This is a genomic window from Shewanella metallivivens (genome assembly GCF_028750675.1).
GTDB lineage: Bacteria > Pseudomonadota > Gammaproteobacteria > Enterobacterales > Shewanellaceae > Shewanella > Shewanella metallivivens.
Window position 1 is genome coordinate 56,034 of the sequence record NZ_JAQQPZ010000010.1, and the last position, 18,987, is coordinate 75,020.

Annotated in this window: 16 protein-coding genes; 7 read left to right on the forward strand and 9 right to left on the reverse strand. The window is 41.9% G+C overall.

The features are described from left to right. The 3 genes from cgtA to rplU all read right to left on the reverse strand — a co-directional run bounded on the left by cgtA (position 1) and on the right by rplU (position 1,952). Entirely contained in the window at positions 1 to 1,167 is a 1,167-nt protein-coding gene (cgtA, locus tag PQR79_RS12135; protein ID WP_238102505.1) for an Obg family GTPase CgtA, read from the reverse strand. 202 nt (positions 1,168 to 1,369) lie between these two features. Then, positions 1,370 to 1,624 carry a 50S ribosomal protein L27 gene (gene rpmA / locus PQR79_RS12140; RefSeq protein WP_011621691.1) on the reverse strand — a complete coding sequence of 85 codons (255 nt, stop codon included), beginning with the start codon at positions 1,622 to 1,624 and terminating at the stop codon, positions 1,370 to 1,372. A gap of 16 nt (positions 1,625 to 1,640) precedes the next feature. Next, positions 1,641 to 1,952 carry a 50S ribosomal protein L21 gene (rplU, locus tag PQR79_RS12145; RefSeq protein ID WP_188919577.1) on the reverse strand — a complete coding sequence of 104 codons (312 nt, stop codon included), beginning with the start codon at positions 1,950 to 1,952 and terminating at the stop codon, positions 1,641 to 1,643. Positions 1,953 to 2,402: 450 nt separating this feature from the next. Between rplU and ispB the strand changes: the two genes are divergently transcribed. Further along, the gene (gene ispB, locus PQR79_RS12150; protein WP_238102504.1) at positions 2,403 to 3,374 is read left to right on the forward strand and encodes an octaprenyl diphosphate synthase; all 972 of its coding nucleotides are present in this window, start codon (positions 2,403 to 2,405) and stop codon (positions 3,372 to 3,374) included. A gap of 41 nt (positions 3,375 to 3,415) precedes the next feature. Here the strand turns inward: ispB and ung are convergent, their stop codons facing one another. Further along, positions 3,416 to 4,078 carry a uracil-DNA glycosylase gene (ung, locus tag PQR79_RS12155; RefSeq protein ID WP_238102956.1) on the reverse strand — a complete coding sequence of 221 codons (663 nt, stop codon included), beginning with the start codon at positions 4,076 to 4,078 and terminating at the stop codon, positions 3,416 to 3,418. 198 nt (positions 4,079 to 4,276) lie between these two features. Here ung and PQR79_RS12160 point away from each other — a divergent pair, with 198 nt between their 5' ends. Further along, positions 4,277 to 4,594, forward strand: coding sequence for a DUF3144 domain-containing protein (locus tag PQR79_RS12160; protein ID WP_238102503.1), 318 nt, complete (start codon positions 4,277 to 4,279; stop codon positions 4,592 to 4,594). A 61-nt stretch (positions 4,595 to 4,655) separates the two neighbouring features. On the opposite strand, the gene PQR79_RS12165 is transcribed toward PQR79_RS12160, so the two are convergent. After that, on the reverse strand, positions 4,656 to 5,273 hold the full coding sequence (locus PQR79_RS12165; protein ID WP_238102502.1) for a LysE family translocator: 618 nt from the start codon (positions 5,271 to 5,273) through the stop codon (positions 4,656 to 4,658). A gap of 92 nt (positions 5,274 to 5,365) precedes the next feature. Here PQR79_RS12165 and PQR79_RS12170 point away from each other — a divergent pair, with 92 nt between their 5' ends. After that, entirely contained in the window at positions 5,366 to 5,905 is a 540-nt protein-coding gene (locus tag PQR79_RS12170; RefSeq protein ID WP_238102501.1) for a thioredoxin family protein, read from the forward strand. A 73-nt stretch (positions 5,906 to 5,978) separates the two neighbouring features. Here the strand turns inward: PQR79_RS12170 and PQR79_RS12175 are convergent, their stop codons facing one another. After that, positions 5,979 to 8,567 carry a TonB-dependent receptor plug domain-containing protein gene (locus PQR79_RS12175; protein WP_238102500.1) on the reverse strand — a complete coding sequence of 863 codons (2,589 nt, stop codon included), beginning with the start codon at positions 8,565 to 8,567 and terminating at the stop codon, positions 5,979 to 5,981. 460 nt (positions 8,568 to 9,027) lie between these two features. Here PQR79_RS12175 and PQR79_RS12180 point away from each other — a divergent pair, with 460 nt between their 5' ends. Next, positions 9,028 to 10,626, forward strand: a complete 1,599-nt coding sequence (locus PQR79_RS12180) for an AMP-binding protein (RefSeq protein ID WP_238102955.1) — start codon at positions 9,028 to 9,030, stop codon at positions 10,624 to 10,626. Between the two features lie 72 nt (positions 10,627 to 10,698). Here the strand turns inward: PQR79_RS12180 and PQR79_RS12185 are convergent, their stop codons facing one another. Then, positions 10,699 to 12,495 (reverse strand): ABC transporter transmembrane domain-containing protein, encoded by a 1,797-nt coding sequence (locus tag PQR79_RS12185; RefSeq protein ID WP_238102953.1) that lies wholly within the window; start codon positions 12,493 to 12,495, stop codon positions 10,699 to 10,701. Between the two features lie 119 nt (positions 12,496 to 12,614). On the opposite strand from PQR79_RS12185, the gene PQR79_RS12190 reads away from it, so the two are divergent. Next, positions 12,615 to 13,106 (forward strand): prepilin-type N-terminal cleavage/methylation domain-containing protein, encoded by a 492-nt coding sequence (locus PQR79_RS12190; protein ID WP_274408520.1) that lies wholly within the window; start codon positions 12,615 to 12,617, stop codon positions 13,104 to 13,106. 8 nt (positions 13,107 to 13,114) lie between these two features. Here PQR79_RS12190 and PQR79_RS12195 read toward each other — a convergent pair whose 3' ends face one another. Beyond that, positions 13,115 to 13,525 carry a hypothetical protein gene (locus tag PQR79_RS12195; RefSeq protein WP_238102952.1) on the reverse strand — a complete coding sequence of 137 codons (411 nt, stop codon included), beginning with the start codon at positions 13,523 to 13,525 and terminating at the stop codon, positions 13,115 to 13,117. Between the two features lie 194 nt (positions 13,526 to 13,719). Here PQR79_RS12195 and PQR79_RS12200 point away from each other — a divergent pair, with 194 nt between their 5' ends. Then, positions 13,720 to 14,868 (forward strand): methyltransferase, encoded by a 1,149-nt coding sequence (locus tag PQR79_RS12200; protein ID WP_238102499.1) that lies wholly within the window; start codon positions 13,720 to 13,722, stop codon positions 14,866 to 14,868. A 500-nt stretch (positions 14,869 to 15,368) separates the two neighbouring features. Here the strand turns inward: PQR79_RS12200 and PQR79_RS12205 are convergent, their stop codons facing one another. Continuing rightward, entirely contained in the window at positions 15,369 to 16,109 is a 741-nt protein-coding gene (locus tag PQR79_RS12205) for a FadR/GntR family transcriptional regulator (RefSeq protein WP_238102498.1), read from the reverse strand. Positions 16,110 to 16,694: 585 nt separating this feature from the next. Here PQR79_RS12205 and PQR79_RS12210 point away from each other — a divergent pair. Beyond that, the gene (locus PQR79_RS12210) at positions 16,695 to 18,983 is read left to right on the forward strand and encodes a polysaccharide lyase 6 family protein (RefSeq protein WP_238102497.1); all 2,289 of its coding nucleotides are present in this window, start codon (positions 16,695 to 16,697) and stop codon (positions 18,981 to 18,983) included. Positions 18,984 to 18,987: the final 4 nt, after the last annotated feature.

Below are 18,987 nucleotides of genomic sequence, written 5' to 3' on the forward strand. Positions count from 1 at the left end.
TTAACGTTGGTAGATAACTTCTACATCGTAATCATCATCGTCGAAATCATCATCAAAGTCATCATCATAATCTTCATTAAGAGAATCATCTGCGCCTTGGTGATAATTGTCCCACTTAAATTCGACATCTTTATCTTCTGGCAATAACTCTTCAACCACCGGAATACTCTTGATGTAATCAAGCATCTTAATGCTCAACTCTTCAGTTCCTGTGCGGTTGTAAGCTGACATAGTATATACATCACCTTGCCAATCTAACTCTTTCACAATGTGGTCAATTTTTTCCTGAAGCTCTTCTTCAAGTAATAAATCGGTCTTGTTAAACACTAACCAACGTGGCTTAGAGGCCAACTTAGGTGAGTACTTTTCAAGCTCGCCCACAATTGCACGAGCAGAGTGCACAGGATCGCTGCCATCAATAGGTTCGATGTCAATAATGTGCAAAAGCATACGGCAACGCTCAAGATGCTTCAAGAAGCGAATACCTAAACCTGCGCCTTCTGCAGCACCTTCAATCAACCCAGGAATATCTGCAATAACAAAGCTTTGACCTGGACGAGGGTTAACAACGCCCAAGTTAGGTACTAACGTGGTAAACGGGTAATCTGCCACTTTTGGCGTCGCACGTGAAACAGCACGAATAAAGGTCGATTTACCCGCATTTGGCATACCAAGTAAACCAACATCAGCGAGCAATAACAACTCAAGCTTGAGTGCTCGAACTTCACCAGGTGTGCCAAGCGTCTTTTGGCGCGGAGCACGGTTAGTACTGCTTTTAAAGCGTGTATTACCTAAACCGTGGAAACCACCTTTAGCGACAAGCAGTTTTTGCCCATGCGTAGTTAAATCGCCTAATGACTCTTCGGTTTCTTGATCGATAGCACGAGTACCAACTGGTACTTGAAGAATCAAATCAGCGCCACCATGACCTGTACAGTCACGCCCGCGGCCATTTGATCCTCGTTCAGCCATATGGAAACGAGTAAAACGGTAGTCAATCAGGGTATTCAAGTTTTCGTTAGCTTGCAGATAAACACTGCCGCCATCGCCACCATCACCACCATCTGGTCCACCATCTGGAACATATTTTTCGCGTCTAAAACTCACGCAACCGCTTCCGCCGTCACCTGCTTCAACGCGAATATTCGCTTCATCAACAAACTTCATACTGACTCCTGACGCCACTTATTCTGTAATTATAACCCCAAATCAATGGGATTTGCAGGAAAGCGCTGAAGATAGCATTCATCACGATATCGCCTACTGCATATAAACTAAAATCATCAAACTTCCCACGGAAATTTAATGATATAAAAAACACAAAAGCCCCACCATAGGCAGGGCTTTCGAGATCTCGCTTTGTAAAGAATTAAGCTTCGATGCTAATAAACTTACGGTTATTAGGACCTTTAACTTCAAACTTCACTTTACCGTCTGTTAACGCGAATAGAGTGTGGTCACGACCAACACCTACATTAACACCAGCGTGGAATTTAGTACCACGTTGACGAACGATAATATTACCAGCTAGAACTGATTCACCGCCAAAGCGCTTAACACCAAGACGTTTACTTTCTGAATCGCGGCCGTTACGAGTAGAACCGCCAGCTTTTTTATGTGCCATGAGTTAGACTCCTAAATTATGCGTTAATCGCAGTGATTTTAACTTCAGTGAACCACTGACGGTGGCCCATCTTCTTGTCGTGGTGCTTACGACGACGGAACTTAACGATAGTTACCTTTTCGCCGCGACCGTGGCTTACTACTTCAGCTACGACTTTACCGCCAGCAACTAAAGGAGCACCAACATGTACTGTTTCACCATCAGCGATCAATAAAACTTGATCGAACTCTACGGTTTCACCAGTAGCAACTTCTAATTTTTCTAAACGAACTGTATGACCTTCAGCAACACGGTGTTGCTTTCCGCCACTTTGAAAAACAGCGTACATAGCTATTTTACTCCAAATGACTAACACGCTAACTCATATAATTGACGAGACTAGGTGCTAAAAAACTTTTAATGACAATGGGCGCGGATTCTACGCGAAGATTTAGCATCAGGCAAGCCTTAATTTACATTCAAATAAAAAAGACGACATAACCGCACACTATTCATTAATAGCTAATGTGCCCTACCTAAAAATTAGCTAATATATGTTGCTTGAAGGGGTTGCGTAAAAACAACCACCTCAATGCTTGATTTAACCTCATTTTGTAGCATTGTTTGTAGCATTGCGTGCTTAAATAAAGCAACCAAGTACACAATCTGCGTTATGTAACACAAGCTTGGTACAATAGATACTTTGAAAAACAGCGTTGATATCCTGTAAGATATGCGCTCAAATTCGATATGACTTATTAAGGGTGTAAACCCTGTCGCCCAACAACCAGAGACTATTATGGATTTAAACGCCATTCGTCAACTGGCTGACACTGATATGCAAGCAGTCAATCAGCTGATATATAAACAACTTGAATCAGATGTAGCCTTAATTAACCAACTCGGTTTTTACATCATCAATGGCGGCGGTAAACGTTTACGTCCGTTATTATCAGTATTGGCGGCGAAAGTCGTCGATTATCAAGGCGAACAACACCTTAAACTTGCGGCTATTATCGAATTTATCCACACCGCTTCTTTACTGCATGACGATGTTGTTGATGAATCGACTTTACGCCGTGGTCGCGAAACCGCCAATGCATTATTTGGTAATAGTGCCAGTGTGTTGGTGGGAGACTTTTTGTATACCCGCTCATTTCAAATGATGACTGAGCTCGACAGTATGAAAGTGCTGAAAGTGCTTGCGCATACCACTAACATTCTTGCTGAAGGTGAAGTACTGCAGTTAATGAACTGTAATGACCCTAATACCAGCGAAGAAAACTATATGCGGGTAATTTACTGTAAAACAGCCAAGTTATTCGAAGCTGCCACTCAACTTGCAGGCGTACTTGCCAATGTCACCCCAGAGCAAGAGCAAGCACTCGGCGATTATGGCAAGTTTTTGGGCACCGCATTTCAGCTCACTGATGACTTGCTCGATTACACCGCCAATGCCGACGAATTAGGTAAAAACATTGGTGATGATTTAGCTGAAGGCAAGCCAACACTACCATTGATTTATGCCATGGAACATGGTTCTGATGCAGCTAAAAAGCTCATTAGAGAAGCAATTGAACAAAGTGATGGCACTAAAGCTATCGATGAAATTTTGGCGGCTCTCGATGAGTCTGGTGCGTTAGCCTACACCGAAGAAAAAGCTCAATTAGAAGCACAAAAAGCCATTGATGCACTGGCAGTGTTCGATGACAGTGATTATAAACAAGCATTAATTTCTTTAGCTCACCTATCAGTAAACCGTAACAATTAATCGCCTGGCGCATTTAACTGGGGTTGAATGCGCCTAAGCGTCTACACTTGCCAATCGATGACCTTATCATTTCTGCCAAGTAAGATTTTGTTAATCTTTGAAAAATGCTGACACCCAAAAAAACCTCGATATGCCGATAATGGCGATGGGTGAGGCCCGGTTAATACCTCATGCTGCGGTGCCGTGATTAATCGACCCTTTTTAATTGCATGACGCCCCCAAAATACAAAAATAATTGGCCTCGGTTGGGCATTTAATAATTTTAATACTTCATCGGTAAAGGTTTCCCAGCCCATTTTTGCATGAGAATGCGCCAGCCCTTGCTCTACGGTTAATACCGTGTTCAACAGCAACACGCCCTGCTTCGCCCATCGTGTTAACTCGCCATGTTCTGGCAAACTAAAGCCGTCAATATCATTGCAAAGTTCTTTATACATATTGGCTAATGACGGTGGAGGCTTAACCCCCTTTTTCACTGAAAAAGACAGCCCATGCGCTTGGTTTGGGCCATGATAAGGGTCTTGCCCTAGTATCACCACCTTCACCTCATTTAATGGGGTTAAATCAAATGCTGTAAGTACTTCATCACAAGGGGGATATATCACTTTACCTTCAGAGCGCTGTGACGCGATAAACTGTTGCAGCTGTTGATAATAAGGTTGATTAGCTTGTTGTTCTAGCAAGGCCTTCCAACTGTCTAGCATCGCATACTCTCTAATACATAATAGAAACGGATAAATATGATGCCAAACACGAGTGGACAAATAAAGCATTGGAATTTATTTGAGATGACATGCGTAAGCGATCTGTCGATTAAGATCCCATTAGTTAATTTTTTTACCTGATATTTTAAATAGAAATCGTTACACTCGATAGAAACTAACTCACCAAAAGTGGATCTGATGTCTGAAGAAAAAACTGAACTCACCATGTATCAAATAGCCGATCAATTTATTGCTCTTGCCAATCAATTAAGCCAACAAGAAAATGATATTGGCAAAGTCGGTACCGCGATGAGATTTGCATCAGCACGCTACAACGCATTTGAAGCCGCAATTAAGTCAACCGACTTAGCCGCAGAAAAAGACAATGCGCTAGAATGGTTTTCTAACGAATTTAAAGCCATGCTAAATGAAAACTTGGATGACCATATTGCCCATCCCCCTGTACCAGCACAGCAACCTGCTGATGATAGCGTACAGGTATTTAACGGGGAGTAACAACCCAGAGTATCAAAGTAAAAAAACCATCTTATGATGGTTTTTTACTTTCTTGATTGCATTAAAGCAAAGAATAAATCACTCTTATCGCCAATAAAATCAGCACCACACCAGACAAACGGTCAATTAATTGTGACTTTTCACGCAACTTAGGCAATACCGAAGCGTGTGATAACACAAATGCGATGATGGTATACCAAAGACCGTCAACCACTAACGGAGTAAAAACAATTAACCCCTGACCAACAGTGGTTTGTGCCGCAAGCACAAACTGGCTAAATAATGCTAAAAAATACAATAAAATCTTAGGATTAAATAATGAAATCGCAATGCCATCACGTGCGGCCTCCCATAAATGGCTCGGTTTTCCTGCGGCTAATTTTTGTTGCATCCCCCCTTTAGAGCGCAATGACTGAATCCCTATCCAAGCTAAATACAGCGCGCCCACAACGGCAATTGCATTAAACATCATTGGCGAGGCTTTAAGTACCGCTGCTAACCCAAGTAATGTTATTAACGCATAAACACCGATACCAATCGAGTGTGCCCAAGCGCATACCACGCCATGTAAGCGGCCTCCACTCAAGGTATGCCTTACTACCATTGCTAAGCTTGGGCCTGGCGACATCGCCCCCAAACAACAAATGGCCAACAGTCCTAACCAAGCACTAAATGTCATAACACCTCTGTTTTATTTTTAACAACCAATTAAGCGTGCGCTGCTAATGTAACGCCACTTTTGTATTTGATAAAGCAATAACAGAGAAAACCATGACAACAATAATGATGATATTGCTAGGAATTATTTTTGCTGCGGTAGCGGGATTAATGTGGGCAAAAGTAAAAGGGAATTCGATCCCAACCTTAATTATTATAATGCTAGTCATCATGGGCCTTTGCTTTGCGAGTGTGCTGGCATTTATTAATAAAGGAGAAGATTATCTCGCTTATCAAGCGCTACGCTGGCAACCACTGCAACCAAATAAAATTCCTCAATACCTCTCGCAAGGTAAATTAGTGTTTGTTGACATTACGGCCGACTGGTGTGTGCCATGCCAAACAAATAAAGCGAATGTGTTACATCGAGAACAAGTGGTAAATCAATTAAATCAACCTAACATTATCTTAATGCAAGGTGATTGGACTCAAGCAGATACAGTAATCGAGCAATACATGGGACAACAATCCGTTGCTGGTACACCCTTTAATAAAGTGTATAGCACAGTTTACCCAAACGGTATTGAACTCCCTAAAGTATTGATGATAGACGACATACGTTATGCTTTATCACTTGCTCAGCCTCAGAATTGAAAAATAAAAAGACTGCCGAAGCAGTCTTTTTTATTAAACAGTAACCGTGATTACGGTTAACACATTTTAAGGTTTAGAAGCGATAGTTTACACGGCCGTAGTAAAAGCCACCGTTGTAATCAAATGGACCACTTTCGTAGTACACCGCACCTAACTCTCCTAAAGTACCGTCTTTAAGCTTTTGCGCTTCTTGATCAAAGATGTTGTTCGCACCAACAGATAACGTTAAGTTATCCATAACCGCATAACTGACTTCAAGATCGATAGTTACTGCTGCATCCGCAGTTTCTGAACCCCAATCTGATGTATCATCCGCATGCGTTGCATAGTATTCACCGAAGTAATTACCACGAACAGACATACTTAAATCATCCCAGCTTTGCGCCCACGTTAACGTTGCACGATGCGCAGGAATACCATCTTCTAAACGACGTACTTTACCTAAATCAGTTGTGGTTTCGTCAAACTTATCAACCGTAGTGTCTGTCCAGCCATAAGCTAAGCTGAATTTCGCATCACCAGAGAGCAGATCCATGCTATATGAACCCACAATATCAATACCTTGAGTTGTGGTATCAAAATCATTGGTGTAATAAGTTACCGCAGAAATCAACTCAGGGAACTCAACACCAGCAGCTCTTAGTGCATCATAGTCACTTTCTTCAACCGAAATTTGGCTAGACTGTGCAATACGACCTGTTACTTCAATATTGTAATAATCAACCGTTAAGAAAAGGTTTTCATATTCATACACAAAACCTGCTGCATAACTGACAGATTCTTCTGGTTTTAATGTTTCACCACCATAAAACGCTGAAAGCGGGTTCGTTGGCGGGGCAATAAAGGTCTGGATCAAATCACCATCAACAATTGATGTTTGCGTATTTACTACGTTTTCTTGACCGACCGTTGGAGCACGGAAGCCCGTACTGTGCGAAGCACGGAAAGATAACGCATCAGTGGCCATATACTGAGCAGTTAACTTATAGTTTAATGTGTCACCAAAGGTAGAAAAATCTTCATAACGCAAAGCAACACCAACTAAAAAGTCATTTGTTACATAGGCTTCCATATCAGTATATATACCGATATTATTGCGAGAATTTTTACCTGCAGACTCTGGGCCAAAGCCTTTAAAGCCATGTGAACCAATGTTAAAGCCTTGATCAGCGTATGGGCCTGCAATCCAAGATGACTCTTCACCTTGACCAATTTCAAATGACTCTTCACGCCATTCAAAACCGGTTGCAAAGCTAATATCTTCTAGGTTGCCAATAGTGATATAACGATTAAAATCGATGTTAACCGTCGTTTCTACTTGCTCATAAGAACCCGTATCAAAATCCGTAGGCGTATCTAACCCCATAGATGGGTTAAGTGAGTTCTTTAAACCAAAGGTCGATTTATTACTACCAGTACCGGCACTAACGTCATACATCCACTCGCCAAACGAACCTTTGATACCAGCAAAAAAAGACATATCTTCAATTTTACCAGTAAATTGAGGCGTATAACCGCCAGGACGAATTTGGTTCATCGAGAAACAATTTGGGTCGGCAACCATCGATTGATAATCAGCAGTTGCTAACACGTTGGGTACATTTGCAGATACATTATTAACCCACGAACACGACGCTACACCGTTCTCGGCTAAACCAACATCGCCAACAAGTAAAGTATCACCACCATCTAACGAATAAACGTTACCGCGATTGTGCGGATTACGATAATAGAAACCACCCGTTGCTTCACGTGATGACACGTTACCAAATGCGTATAAATGCGTGTTGTCATTAATGTCAAAGCCTGAGTTTACAAATACGGTAAAATCATCTTCAATTTCTGGGTTACCCCAGGTTTGCGCAGGGTTTTGAATGAACTCGTTACCATCTGTTCCATCGTTACCAAAGGCAATAGCTGCAGCATCTGGACGCTGTACACTGCGGCTTGTTGCATCTGCAGTTTTGTATTGCGCACTGATGTTAACAAAGCCATCATCAGTTAACGGTAAGCCGATGTTGCCATCAATAGTCGTTGCTGCACCGTCACCTTCGTAGTATTCACCTTGGCTGACAGTGATAGAACCGCCTTCAGAGGCATCTTTTAAAGCAAAGTTCATGACACCTGCAATGGCATCCGAGCCATACTGCGCTGCTGCGCCATCACGTAGCACTTCCACTTGTTTTAATGCGACACCAGGAATAACTGAAATATCTGGACCTTGAGCGCCATCGTTAATGCCACCACCTTGGAAAGCAATAACTGAAGCGCGGTGACGACGCTTGCCGTTAACCAAAATAAGCGTACTGTCTGATGGCAAACCACGTAAGTTAACTGGACGAACAAGCGTCGCCGCGTCACTGATTGGTTGAGCTCTGGAGTTAAAAGAAGGAACTGAAGTCACTAACATATCGATCATATCAGTTGAGCCATTCTTTTTGAGGTCGTCACTACTGATGATGTCTACTGGTACCGGTGAGTCACCAACTGAACGAGGTGCCGATCGAGAGCCGACAACAGCGATTTTTTCAACATTCTCCTTGGCTGTTGCGTCGTCATCAGCAGCAAAAGCTTGGCTGCTTACAACGGTACCGGCAAGCGCGAATGAAATGGCTAAGCTCAATGAACTAAAGCCGAATTTAGTCTTTTTTGATTGCATCATTATTATCTTCCCAACTGCTTATTATTTTAGTGTTCGAGTGGTTTTTAGGTGATTCAGCCCTAAAACCAACCCTTTATTTTGTGAAATGATCCTTATCTCGGTTACATTTTTATAACAACGCAAACACAATTACTAACACTTTCTAAAATAAAATAAGCAGCATCTAAATAACAACCCTGTAATTAACCCTGTAAGCCATTGATTTATTTGTGATACAGATCACAGATGAATTTTTTTGATATATAACAACTTTGTCATAAAAACGCCTTAAAAACATGATTGTAAATATAAATTGACACCTAGTTGAGCGGTAATATTGTTAAATGGCAGAAAACGGAAGGTCTTTTCAATTTCAATACAATCTTTGCCAATTAACGAAGAGGAGTGTAGGTTAGTAATGCAATCTAAACGGACGTTTGATTTTATTACAATAACAACTCAAAATTTACTGGGGGTATGCATGCCTTATGATGCAGATTCAACACTCGACTTACATCAATATACTTCTATCGTCGACTTGATCGAAAAATCGTGTCAAAAATATGCGCAAAACACCGCTTACGCATGCTTGGGGAAGGACACAACATTTAGCGAAATAGAACGCGATTCACGTCATTTTGCAGCCTACTTGCAACATTGCACTACTTTGAAACCTGGGGATAGAGTAGCGCTTCAATTACCCAATATTACTCAATTTGTTATTGCAGCCTATGGCATAATTCGCGCAGGTATGGTGTTAGTTAACACTAACCCTATGTACACCGAACGAGAATTAACCCATCAATTTAACGACTCAGGCGCAAAAGCCTTAATCGTACTGTCAGACTTGTTGCCAACACTCACAAATGTCGTCAATAACACGCCTGTTGAGCTGGTTATTTCTACGCATGCAATGGATCTGATCCAGCCACAACCACAGCCCGATACACCGTTTGCAAAAATGACATTTTTAGATGTGCTAACCGAAGGGGCAAAACATCTTTATCAGTCGGTTAAGCCAACACATGATGATTTGATAGCTTTACAATACACAGGTGGCACAACGGGGCTATCAAAAGGGGCGATGCTCAATCATGGCAACCTGTTAGCTAACTCTGGCCAAGTAAGATCACGAATTGCAAGCACCATGACCGAAGGCAAGGATGTGTTTGTTGCACCGCTGCCGATTTACCATATCTACGCATTTATGGTGAATTTAGTTCTGTATTTTGAATCAGGCAGCTGTTCAGTGCTTATCCCTAATCCACGCGATATCGCTGGTTTAATTAATACGATGAAAGCCTATCCCTTCACTGGGTTTGCAGGCTTAAATACCTTATTTGTGGGTTTATGCCATCAGCCTGAATTTAAAGCATTAGATTTCAGTAAGATGACCATTACTATTTCAGGTGGAACCGCACTGACGAGTGCCGCAGCTAACCTATGGCAGCAAACCACAGGCTGTATGATATCTGAAGGATATGGCTTATCAGAAACTTCACCCGTTGTCAGTTTAAACGCCCCTGGACATCAGCGTCTTGGCACCATTGGAAAGCCAGTATTAGCGACCGAAGTCAGAGTGTTGGATATGGAAGACAATGAAGTCGCGACAGGGCAAGCTGGGGAGTTAGCCGTTCGTGGGCCTCAAGTCATGCAAGGTTATTGGAACAAACCAGAAGAAACCGCCAAAGTGATGACTCAAGATGGCTTCTTTAAAACTGGCGATATTGCTATTGCCAGTGAAGATGGTTATCACACCATTGTAGATCGTAAAAAAGACATGATTATTGTCTCAGGTTTTAACGTCTATCCCAATGAGGTTGAAGATGTGCTTTCAACCAATGAGCTCGTACTAGAATGTGCTGTGGTGGGTGTTGAAGATGAACGCACAGGTGAAGCCGTTAAAGCTGTGATTGTTTTAAAAGAACAACCGGATGATATGGAAGCAACCAAAAAAATTATTGCTGACTATTGTCGCAGCCAGTTAACCGCATACAAAGTGCCGCGGATAATTGAATTTACCGAACAATTGCCTAAAAGTACCGTTGGTAAAATTTTACGCCGAGAATTACGTAAATAAATATCTTGCCGTAAATAACAAAGATGTCTCGGCATCTTTGTTATTTACGACCCTTAAACTGATTTTTACGGGCTATGTTGCTTCACTGTCCATCAACAATTGTAAACTCGCAAACTCGCGGTATAACTCATTACTGATCATTAATTCATTATGAGTTCCACTTGCCACTAACTTCCCCTTATCCATAACAAAAATACGATCTGCATTAATCACTGTTGCTAAGCGATGGGCAATAATCACCGTAGTGCGTGAGGCCATCAACGTATCCAAGGCTTGTTTCACTTTCACTTCACTCACTGCATCTAAAGCACTGGTTGCCTCATCCAGTAACAGCAAAGGCCTATCAGCCAAGATGGCTCTGGCAATAGCTATACGTTGCTTTTGCCCGCCAGACAAACGTACGCCACGCTCGCCTAAGTAGGTTAAATAGCCATCATTAAACTCAGTAATAAACTCATCTGCCTTTGCCGCAATACAAGCTTGAATCACCTCGTCGTCGGTAGCGTCCAAACGCCCATAACGCACGTTTTCGAATACATTCATTGCAAATATCACCGACTCTTGAGGCACGAGTGCATACTGCTGTCGCAACGCCGCTAACGACAGGGTAGAAATATCAATACCGTCTAAAAGTATCTCTCCAGATTTAGGTTGATAAAAACGCATCATCAATTCAAATAAGGTACTTTTACCTGCACCGCTGGGGCCAACAAGCGCAACTCGCTCCCCTGGTTTAATCTGCATTGATAATTGCTTTATCACCTCTTGATTTGTATCAGACGGATACGCAAACACCAGTTGATTAACATCTAACTGACCCATTACCGGTGTGGGTAATTGTTCTGGTAGTGCTTGCTCGGGTATATCGATCGGCGTATTAACTAACTCGAGCAAACGCTCGGCAGCACCTGATGCTCGTTGGATTTCACTAAAGACTTCACTGATGGTTGCCACCGCGCCAGCCACCATCACAGCGTAAAACATAAACGCAGATAATTCACCGCCAGTAATATTGCCACTCATGACATCTTGAGCGCCCACCCATGTGACAAAAGCAATAGCTGCAATACTCAAAAACATCACTGTAGAAATAAGCAAGGCTCTATACTTAATCCGCCCCTTGGCAACTTGCATAACCGCTTCGACGCGCTCAGAAAAAAGCTGACGGTCTTTCGCCTCATGCGTGTAGGCCTGAACGGTGTGAATTTCGTGTAAGGTTTCATCGATATAGGCACCTAAATCACCCACCCTATCTTGGCTTTTACGCGATAACAACCTGACTTTACGACCAAAAAAGCTCACTGGCCCCAGCACTAATGGCACCGCTAACAACACCAGCAAAGTTAGTTTTACACTGGTAAATCCCATCATCACAATACCACCAGCAACCGTGACAACCGATCTCAAGGCCATCGACAAACTCGAGCCCACCACGCTCTGAATCAGCGTACTGTCTGCGGTAAAGCGAGAAATCACCTCACCTGTTCTTTGAGTGGCAAAAAAGCCTGGCGATAACGACAACAAGTGCTGATAAACTTGCAAGCGAATGTCTGCGCTGACACGCTCACCGAGCCAGGTCATCAGATAAAAACGACAAAAAACGGCAGTACCACTGATGGCGGTAATCCCAATAATAAGCCATATAATTTCATTTAATCGACTGGCATTGTCTGCAATAAACCCTTCATCAACCATCAGTTTTACGCCCTGACCTAGCGACAACCACGCCAATGAACCAATAAACAAAAACACAATCGCGGCAACCACCTTAATTTTATAAGGTGATAAAAACTGTAAAATCCAGGGTAAAACGCGGTAAGGTGTAGCTACACCTTTAGAAGAAACTGCTGCAGTCGTTGAATTCGTCACAGTATTAACCAACAAACAAATCTAAGATAAGTCGATAATAACAATAAAACAGCATCAAGTAGATCAATGATCACTGATGACCCCTTTAATGAACCGATAAATAACAATAAATATACCTCATGAAAAAAACACATAATGGTATCGTCAAACAACCTGCGGGCTTCACCTTAATTGAACTGGTCGTGGTGATCATTATTTTGGCAATACTTGCCATAGCGGCCAGTAGCCGCTTTATCGACTTACGCAAAGACGCGATTGTGTCAACAATGGTAGGCATGGAAAGTGCGATGCAATCGGCAGCCACATTAACTTACTCAAAAGCCGCAGTCGCTGGCGTTGAAAGACTCGAAACAACAACGCTTGATATTGATGGCGTTGAGGTCGCACTTGCTTATGGTTACCCAGACGGTACCGCTGCTGGGATAGATTTACTCATGAATCTACCGGAAGGAGATTGGCAAAAACGAGCGAGTGTATACAATGGAGCATGGGTTTATTGGCATGGCGTAATAGATGAAGATGCAGGCGTTGCACAATGTTATTTACGTTATAGGCAAGCCACATCAACCACCGCTCGACCCGTTATCGATGTTCAAACAAGCGGCTGCTAGATACTTATTTAGGCATCAGGATAACGGTTATCGATAGCTTTTAGTGAGCGTAAAAACAAACCTAAGCCACCAATACTTAACACTAAAATGACGATTAAATCGAAGGCGCTCATGTACGAAAAACGAAAGTTAATCGAACTTATCACCCCAAAAATAAGTGCAACCAGTGACCCAAACGTCAGTAGCCAACCCAACGGATTTTTAGCGTTGTAAAACATCATCCCAACCCCGAATATAAACGGGATCATCACCATACCACTGGTTAGCCCAAACCCACCAAAGCGATACAAATGGCTACCAAACCCAAATGAACTGGTAATTTTGATGGCGTTAAGCAGCATATAAAACCCGCCACACATCATCGCTAAACCAATAAAAAACTGCCCAATTCCACCTGACGTTCCACCTGCACCTTTCATCATTGTCCCTTGAAATTATTTATGAATATTGCCAATTTACTCAACCGCTTAATGAATAGCAATCTTTACCACTGTCGCTATGTCTCGCACCGCTTACTGATATCTGAGATAATACGCTTACCTATTGGGTAGCAAGGTCCACAATAGACCCAATTAGACCACATTCATAAAATTTCTATTTAGGTAACACACCCATGACCACCCAATTTGCTTGTGAAGGCATTGAACTTGAGCTATTTCGTTATCCCACACAACAAGCATCAAACTTACAAGCATGGGACGCTGCCGATGAGCATTTAATTAAGCACTTAATTGAAACCCAACAAACGGCAGTGCCAACAGCAATACTAAACGACAACTTTGGGGCATTAACGTGTGCATTAACAGCACAAAACCCACAATGGCCTATTACCCTAGAAACCGATGCAAAAACCAGTTTACTTGGCTGCCAGCATAATTTGCAGCACAATCAATTATCACCAACGTCACTATCCATTATAAATAGCCGCCAGACATTCAATAACAACACTCAACTGGTGTTAATGAAAGTACCTAAAAACCTACATTATTTTGCCCAGCAATTGGCCCGTTTATCCACAGTGCTTGCACCAGGGACCCCAATATTAATAGGTGCCAAAGCGAAATCAATTAATGCTGCGTTGCTCTCACTTATCGACAAAAACCTCGGCCCAGCAAAGGCGAGCCTCACCTGGAAGAAAACACGCGTCATTAGTTGTGTTAGTGATGGTAAGGTTCGCGAAGTTTCCCCCGCAGTAAACTGGAAAATTGACGAGTTAGGTCTTAATATCAACAATTTGGCTAATGTATTTGCCGCGAATAAATTAGATATTGGTGCGCGGATTATGCTCGACAACATGCCTAAAGGCGACTTCACGCAAATCGTCGATTTAGGCTGTGGTAATGGTGTCTTAGGATTGCATGCCAAGCAATGTTACCCACAAGCACAAGTGCATTTTGTTGACGATTCAGATATGGCAATTGCGTCAGCAGAGCATAATTGGCACCGCAACGCATTAGACAATACTGAACAAGACACTCCACAAGGATATTTTTATTGGGACGATTGTTTAACTCACCTTCCAGCAGAAGTGACTCCCGATCTTGTCTTGTGTAATCCTCCGTTTCATCAAGGTGAAGCCATTACCGATCATATTGCCTGGCAAATGTTTGTCGATGCATATAAGCGATTAAAAAAAGGGGGAATACTGCATGTCGTTGGCAACCGCCACTTGGCATATCACGTCAAAATAAAACGTATTTTCAATAACTGTACAACGGTTGCATCCAACGGTAAGTTTGTTATTTTACAAGCCAAAAAATAGCCTTTAGTTCACCATAAACGATTGGCTCAACAATGTAATCTGAGCCAATCGTTAGCATCGCTGCCGATTGTTTCCCCCTTTAACCACCACTATCAGTTTGGTATGACCAATATTCAGTATTGGTTGACAAACAAAACAACCAAAGCTTATTATCAATCAACTTAATTAACGACAAGTTATGTATTTAGTGTTGGGTAACGGTACTGATTGGCATTAACTTGCCCTTATGACCCAGCTTTATTGGCCAACTAAAATCATATTAATTAGCTCAATTTTACTGACACCAATTCATCAAATTAAAGGTCTTGGGTAGGTAAAAACAGTTTCATGAATGACAAAGTTCGACAAGGATGTCGATATTTACAGGTAGAGCTCCTCTGTCTCATACCGATAGTCGGCCCCTTAGATCATTTCTAAGGGGTCTTTTTTTGACCACAAAATAAAAACGCGCCAACACTAAGTATTGACGCGTTATATTGCTCAGCATTGATAAAAGACGGTTAACCTTTAATCTTAACCAAATTCTCAATCGAGTATAAATCGCGGTTAGCACTGTTTTTACGCCGCACTTCTTCTAATGCTTGCTGCTCTAGCTTATCAAATAACACATTGATTAAACGATTAAAATGCCTATGCATTGCTAATCGTGCTTCAGCGGCATCATGAGCAGACAACGCCTGATAAATTGCTGTATGTTCGGCCAGCGTTTTATTATTGTCGGTGCTACAAACAATATTATAATCTTCAATGATTTCATTGCTCGATGAACGCAACGACCACATATTTTCAAATAAATTAATCAATGCACCGTTACGAGTTGAGTAAGCAATAATTTGATGAAATAGCTCATCGGCTTCTTCAACATTTTGCATGTCTTTCATCATGACTAAAGTGCCATGAAGCTTTTCAAGCTCTTCTGCTGTAATGGTTTTGGCAGCCAAGGCCGCGATTTCACCTTCAACTAAAGCACGAGCCTGAGTGAGCTCAAATGCATTAACCTTGCTGGCTGTCACCGTTTGTAATTGATGATTCACAACATACACACCAGAACCGGTTTTTACCTCGACTTTTTCACGCACTTCTAAAGCAATAATCGCTTCACGAATAGTGGGACGGCTAACATCAAACTTTTCAGCTAATTCACGCTCTGGAGGCAAACGGCTGCCAACCGGATACTCACCACTGGCAATAGAAGCCTCAATTGTATCGACTATTCGCCAAAATAAACGACGGTTTTTCATATACCTTCCTTCGAAAAGTAAAACCAATTTATAGGTTTAATACTGACATTTTATCGGTATTTACTATTGCAGCAAACTATTAATTAACATGTTAGCTAGATCAAACTATTGCAATTATAGCACATTGTCATACCCACACAAACCATTGGTAATAACACCAATGATGAGATAACGAAAATTGGTAAAACCATTTAATTGACAACAAGCTGGTAATTGGTTAGCTTCTGTTCAGTAAAATAATTGTTAAAACCCCATTTTTCATGGGGCTGACGACTATAAAAATGAAATTGTTGATCTGGGGGGATTAAAATGAAAGAGAAGCTGAACAAAACAACATCCGTTGTTCAAATATTCAAAAGGGTTAAGCTCAGTCATTTAGCCAATTCATGTGCCGTGTTTATACCGTCATTAAACCGCCTTTCCGTCCATCATCCCATTTGAAGTAAGCATATTGCCACTAAAGTGGCTTTTTAGCTTGGTGTTAAACAACTAGCGCTATTGCTCAACGTCACAACTAACCTAGGCCTACCAATTGATAAATTGCGTGTTGGTGGGAAATAAAAACAGCTAGATTCGAGAGACAATATGAAACCATTTTATGACAAAACACCTTTATATTATGGGGTATTAACACAATGGTTAGTCTTATTATTACTTATAACCTTATCCCTTCAGGTTAATGCTCAAGAGTATTTAGTCGCATCACCCACACAATACCAACAAGCATTAAAACAGTTACAACCAGGCGATAAAATCATCTTAAAAAATGGTATTTGGCAAGATTTTGAAATCGAGTTTACAGCGACCGGCAGAGCGGATGCACTGATCGAGCTAACAGCACAAACTAAAGGTGAAGTGATTTTATCTGGCCAATCAAATTTAACATTAGCCGGAGAGTATTTAAAAGTTTCCGGTTTAGTTTTTAAAGACGGCTTTACACCAAGTAATGAAGTTATTTCCTTTAAAAAAAGCGATAAAGAGGTCGCTAACCACTCACGAGTGACCGAAGTCGTAATCGATAATTACAACAACCCAGACCGCCACATTTCAGATAATTGGATTGGTTTGTATGGTCAGCACAACCGCTTAGATCACAATCATTTTGCCGCTAAACGCAATGCCGGTGTAACCTTAGCCGTTCGCCTAGAAGGTGAGCATAACCAACAAAATCAACATAGTATTGACCATAATTATTTTGGCCCTCGTCCTATTTTAGGATCTAACGGCGGCGAAACCATTAGAATAGGCACCAGCCATCATTCATTATCAGACTCATTAACCGTAATAGAAAATAACTATTTTGATCGCTGTGACGGTGAAGTCGAAATTATTTCGGTTAAATCTGGTAAAAACCGCATACAAAACAATTTGTTTTATCAGTCTAGGGGCACGCTAACCCTAAGACACGGCAACGGCAATATCATCGACAGCAATGTATTTTTAGGCAACGGCGTTGAACATACCGGTGGGATAAGGATTATTAACCGGGATCAAGTTGTCACGAACAACTATCTTGAAGGGCTAACTGGCACTCGATTTGGCAGCGGTTTTACGATGATGAATGGCGTGCCAAACTCACCCATAAATCGTTATCATCAAGTGGTTAATGCCAATGTTCACCACAACAGCTTTATTAACCTTGACCACATAGAGCTGGCAGCCGGCAGTGATAGCGAACGCTCAGCTGCCCCCAAAGACAGCACGATCACTCAAAACCTATTTATCAACCCACAGTCGCCATTGGCTTATCATGATGACATAAGCGGTTTACGCTTTAGCGACAACATCACGAACTTTGCCAGCAAGGACTTAAACCCAATCATAAAAAAAGGCATGAGCACCCACAATATCACTATGGCTCGTGCAGCAAATGGCTTGTTATACCCAAGTGATGTCAAGCTTGCCCAGTATGGTGCCAGTAGCGCATTGCTCCCCATAACAAAACAGCAAACGGGTACTACTTGGTATCCCAAATCTGAGATTAGCGTGGCCTTCCAATCTGGCAACACTATCAGCGTTAACGCCAAAGCCAGTGAATTAGAACATGCGGTAACAGCATCACAACCTGGCGACACATTATTACTTAACGATGGCCAATATAACATCGACACGATACTGGCCATTGATAAAACCCTCACGCTGAAAGCACTAAATAAGCATCAAGCGGTTGTCAGTTTTAAGCACTCTAGCCTGTTTGAAATCCAAAATAACGGTAATTTACAACTTGACGGCTTACGTATAACTGGCATAAACAGCCCAAATGCAAACGGTAACAGTGTTATCAGAACCCGCTCAACAGGCATGTTAACTAACTACCGTTTTGAGATGATAAATAGCATTATTGAGCAGCTCAATACTCACCATCAATTCCACTTTTTCGACTCCGGTAAACGTGCATTTGCTGATGAAATAACCATCACTCATAACTTATTTAGCCACATATCCGGCGATCTATTTCGCTTAGATAAAGAAACCGACGATAAAGGTATCTACAACGCGGAATACCTTACTCTGAGCCATAATCAATTTGAACATATTCAAGGCACTGTCGCATCAGTATATCGCGGCGGCAGCGACGAAAGTACTTTTGGACCGCATGTGCTGGTTAAGCATAACCAGTTTAATGATGTTGCCATGGGAAAAAATAATTTGTCTGGCGCGCTGTTAAAGCTGCATGGGGTACAAGTGAGCCAAATAGATAACAACCACTTTAGCGACAGCGCGGCAATAATCATTGAGCACACTGTCGGTGAACCCAAAACGCGTATCGCTAACAATCAACTCAACAACAGCGCCCCCCCTCAAGTTAATGAGCTAGTCGCCACGGGTAAGCACACGGCAAACATTAACAACAATAAAGTGCAAACAAAATGAATAA

Coding starts and splice junctions, on each gene's coding strand:
- cgtA (WP_238102505.1), bottom strand. CDS start 1,167: ATGAAGTTTGTTGATGAAGCGAATATTCGCGTTGAAGCAGGTGACGGC.
- rpmA (WP_011621691.1), bottom strand. CDS start 1,624: ATGGCACATAAAAAAGCTGGCGGTTCTACTCGTAACGGCCGCGATTCA.
- rplU (WP_188919577.1), bottom strand. CDS start 1,952: ATGTACGCTGTTTTTCAAAGTGGCGGAAAGCAACACCGTGTTGCTGAA.
- ispB (WP_238102504.1), top strand. CDS start 2,403: ATGGATTTAAACGCCATTCGTCAACTGGCTGACACTGATATGCAAGCA.
- ung (WP_238102956.1), bottom strand. CDS start 4,078: ATGCTAGACAGTTGGAAGGCCTTGCTAGAACAACAAGCTAATCAACCT.
- PQR79_RS12160 (WP_238102503.1), top strand. CDS start 4,277: ATGTCTGAAGAAAAAACTGAACTCACCATGTATCAAATAGCCGATCAA.
- PQR79_RS12165 (WP_238102502.1), bottom strand. CDS start 5,273: ATGACATTTAGTGCTTGGTTAGGACTGTTGGCCATTTGTTGTTTGGGG.
- PQR79_RS12170 (WP_238102501.1), top strand. CDS start 5,366: ATGACAACAATAATGATGATATTGCTAGGAATTATTTTTGCTGCGGTA.
- PQR79_RS12175 (WP_238102500.1), bottom strand. CDS start 8,567: ATGATGCAATCAAAAAAGACTAAATTCGGCTTTAGTTCATTGAGCTTA.
- PQR79_RS12180 (WP_238102955.1), top strand. CDS start 9,028: ATGCCTTATGATGCAGATTCAACACTCGACTTACATCAATATACTTCT.
- PQR79_RS12190 (WP_274408520.1), top strand. CDS start 12,615: ATGAAAAAAACACATAATGGTATCGTCAAACAACCTGCGGGCTTCACC.
- PQR79_RS12195 (WP_238102952.1), bottom strand. CDS start 13,525: ATGAAAGGTGCAGGTGGAACGTCAGGTGGAATTGGGCAGTTTTTTATT.
- PQR79_RS12200 (WP_238102499.1), top strand. CDS start 13,720: ATGACCACCCAATTTGCTTGTGAAGGCATTGAACTTGAGCTATTTCGT.
- PQR79_RS12205 (WP_238102498.1), bottom strand. CDS start 16,109: ATGAAAAACCGTCGTTTATTTTGGCGAATAGTCGATACAATTGAGGCT.
- PQR79_RS12210 (WP_238102497.1), top strand. CDS start 16,695: ATGAAACCATTTTATGACAAAACACCTTTATATTATGGGGTATTAACA.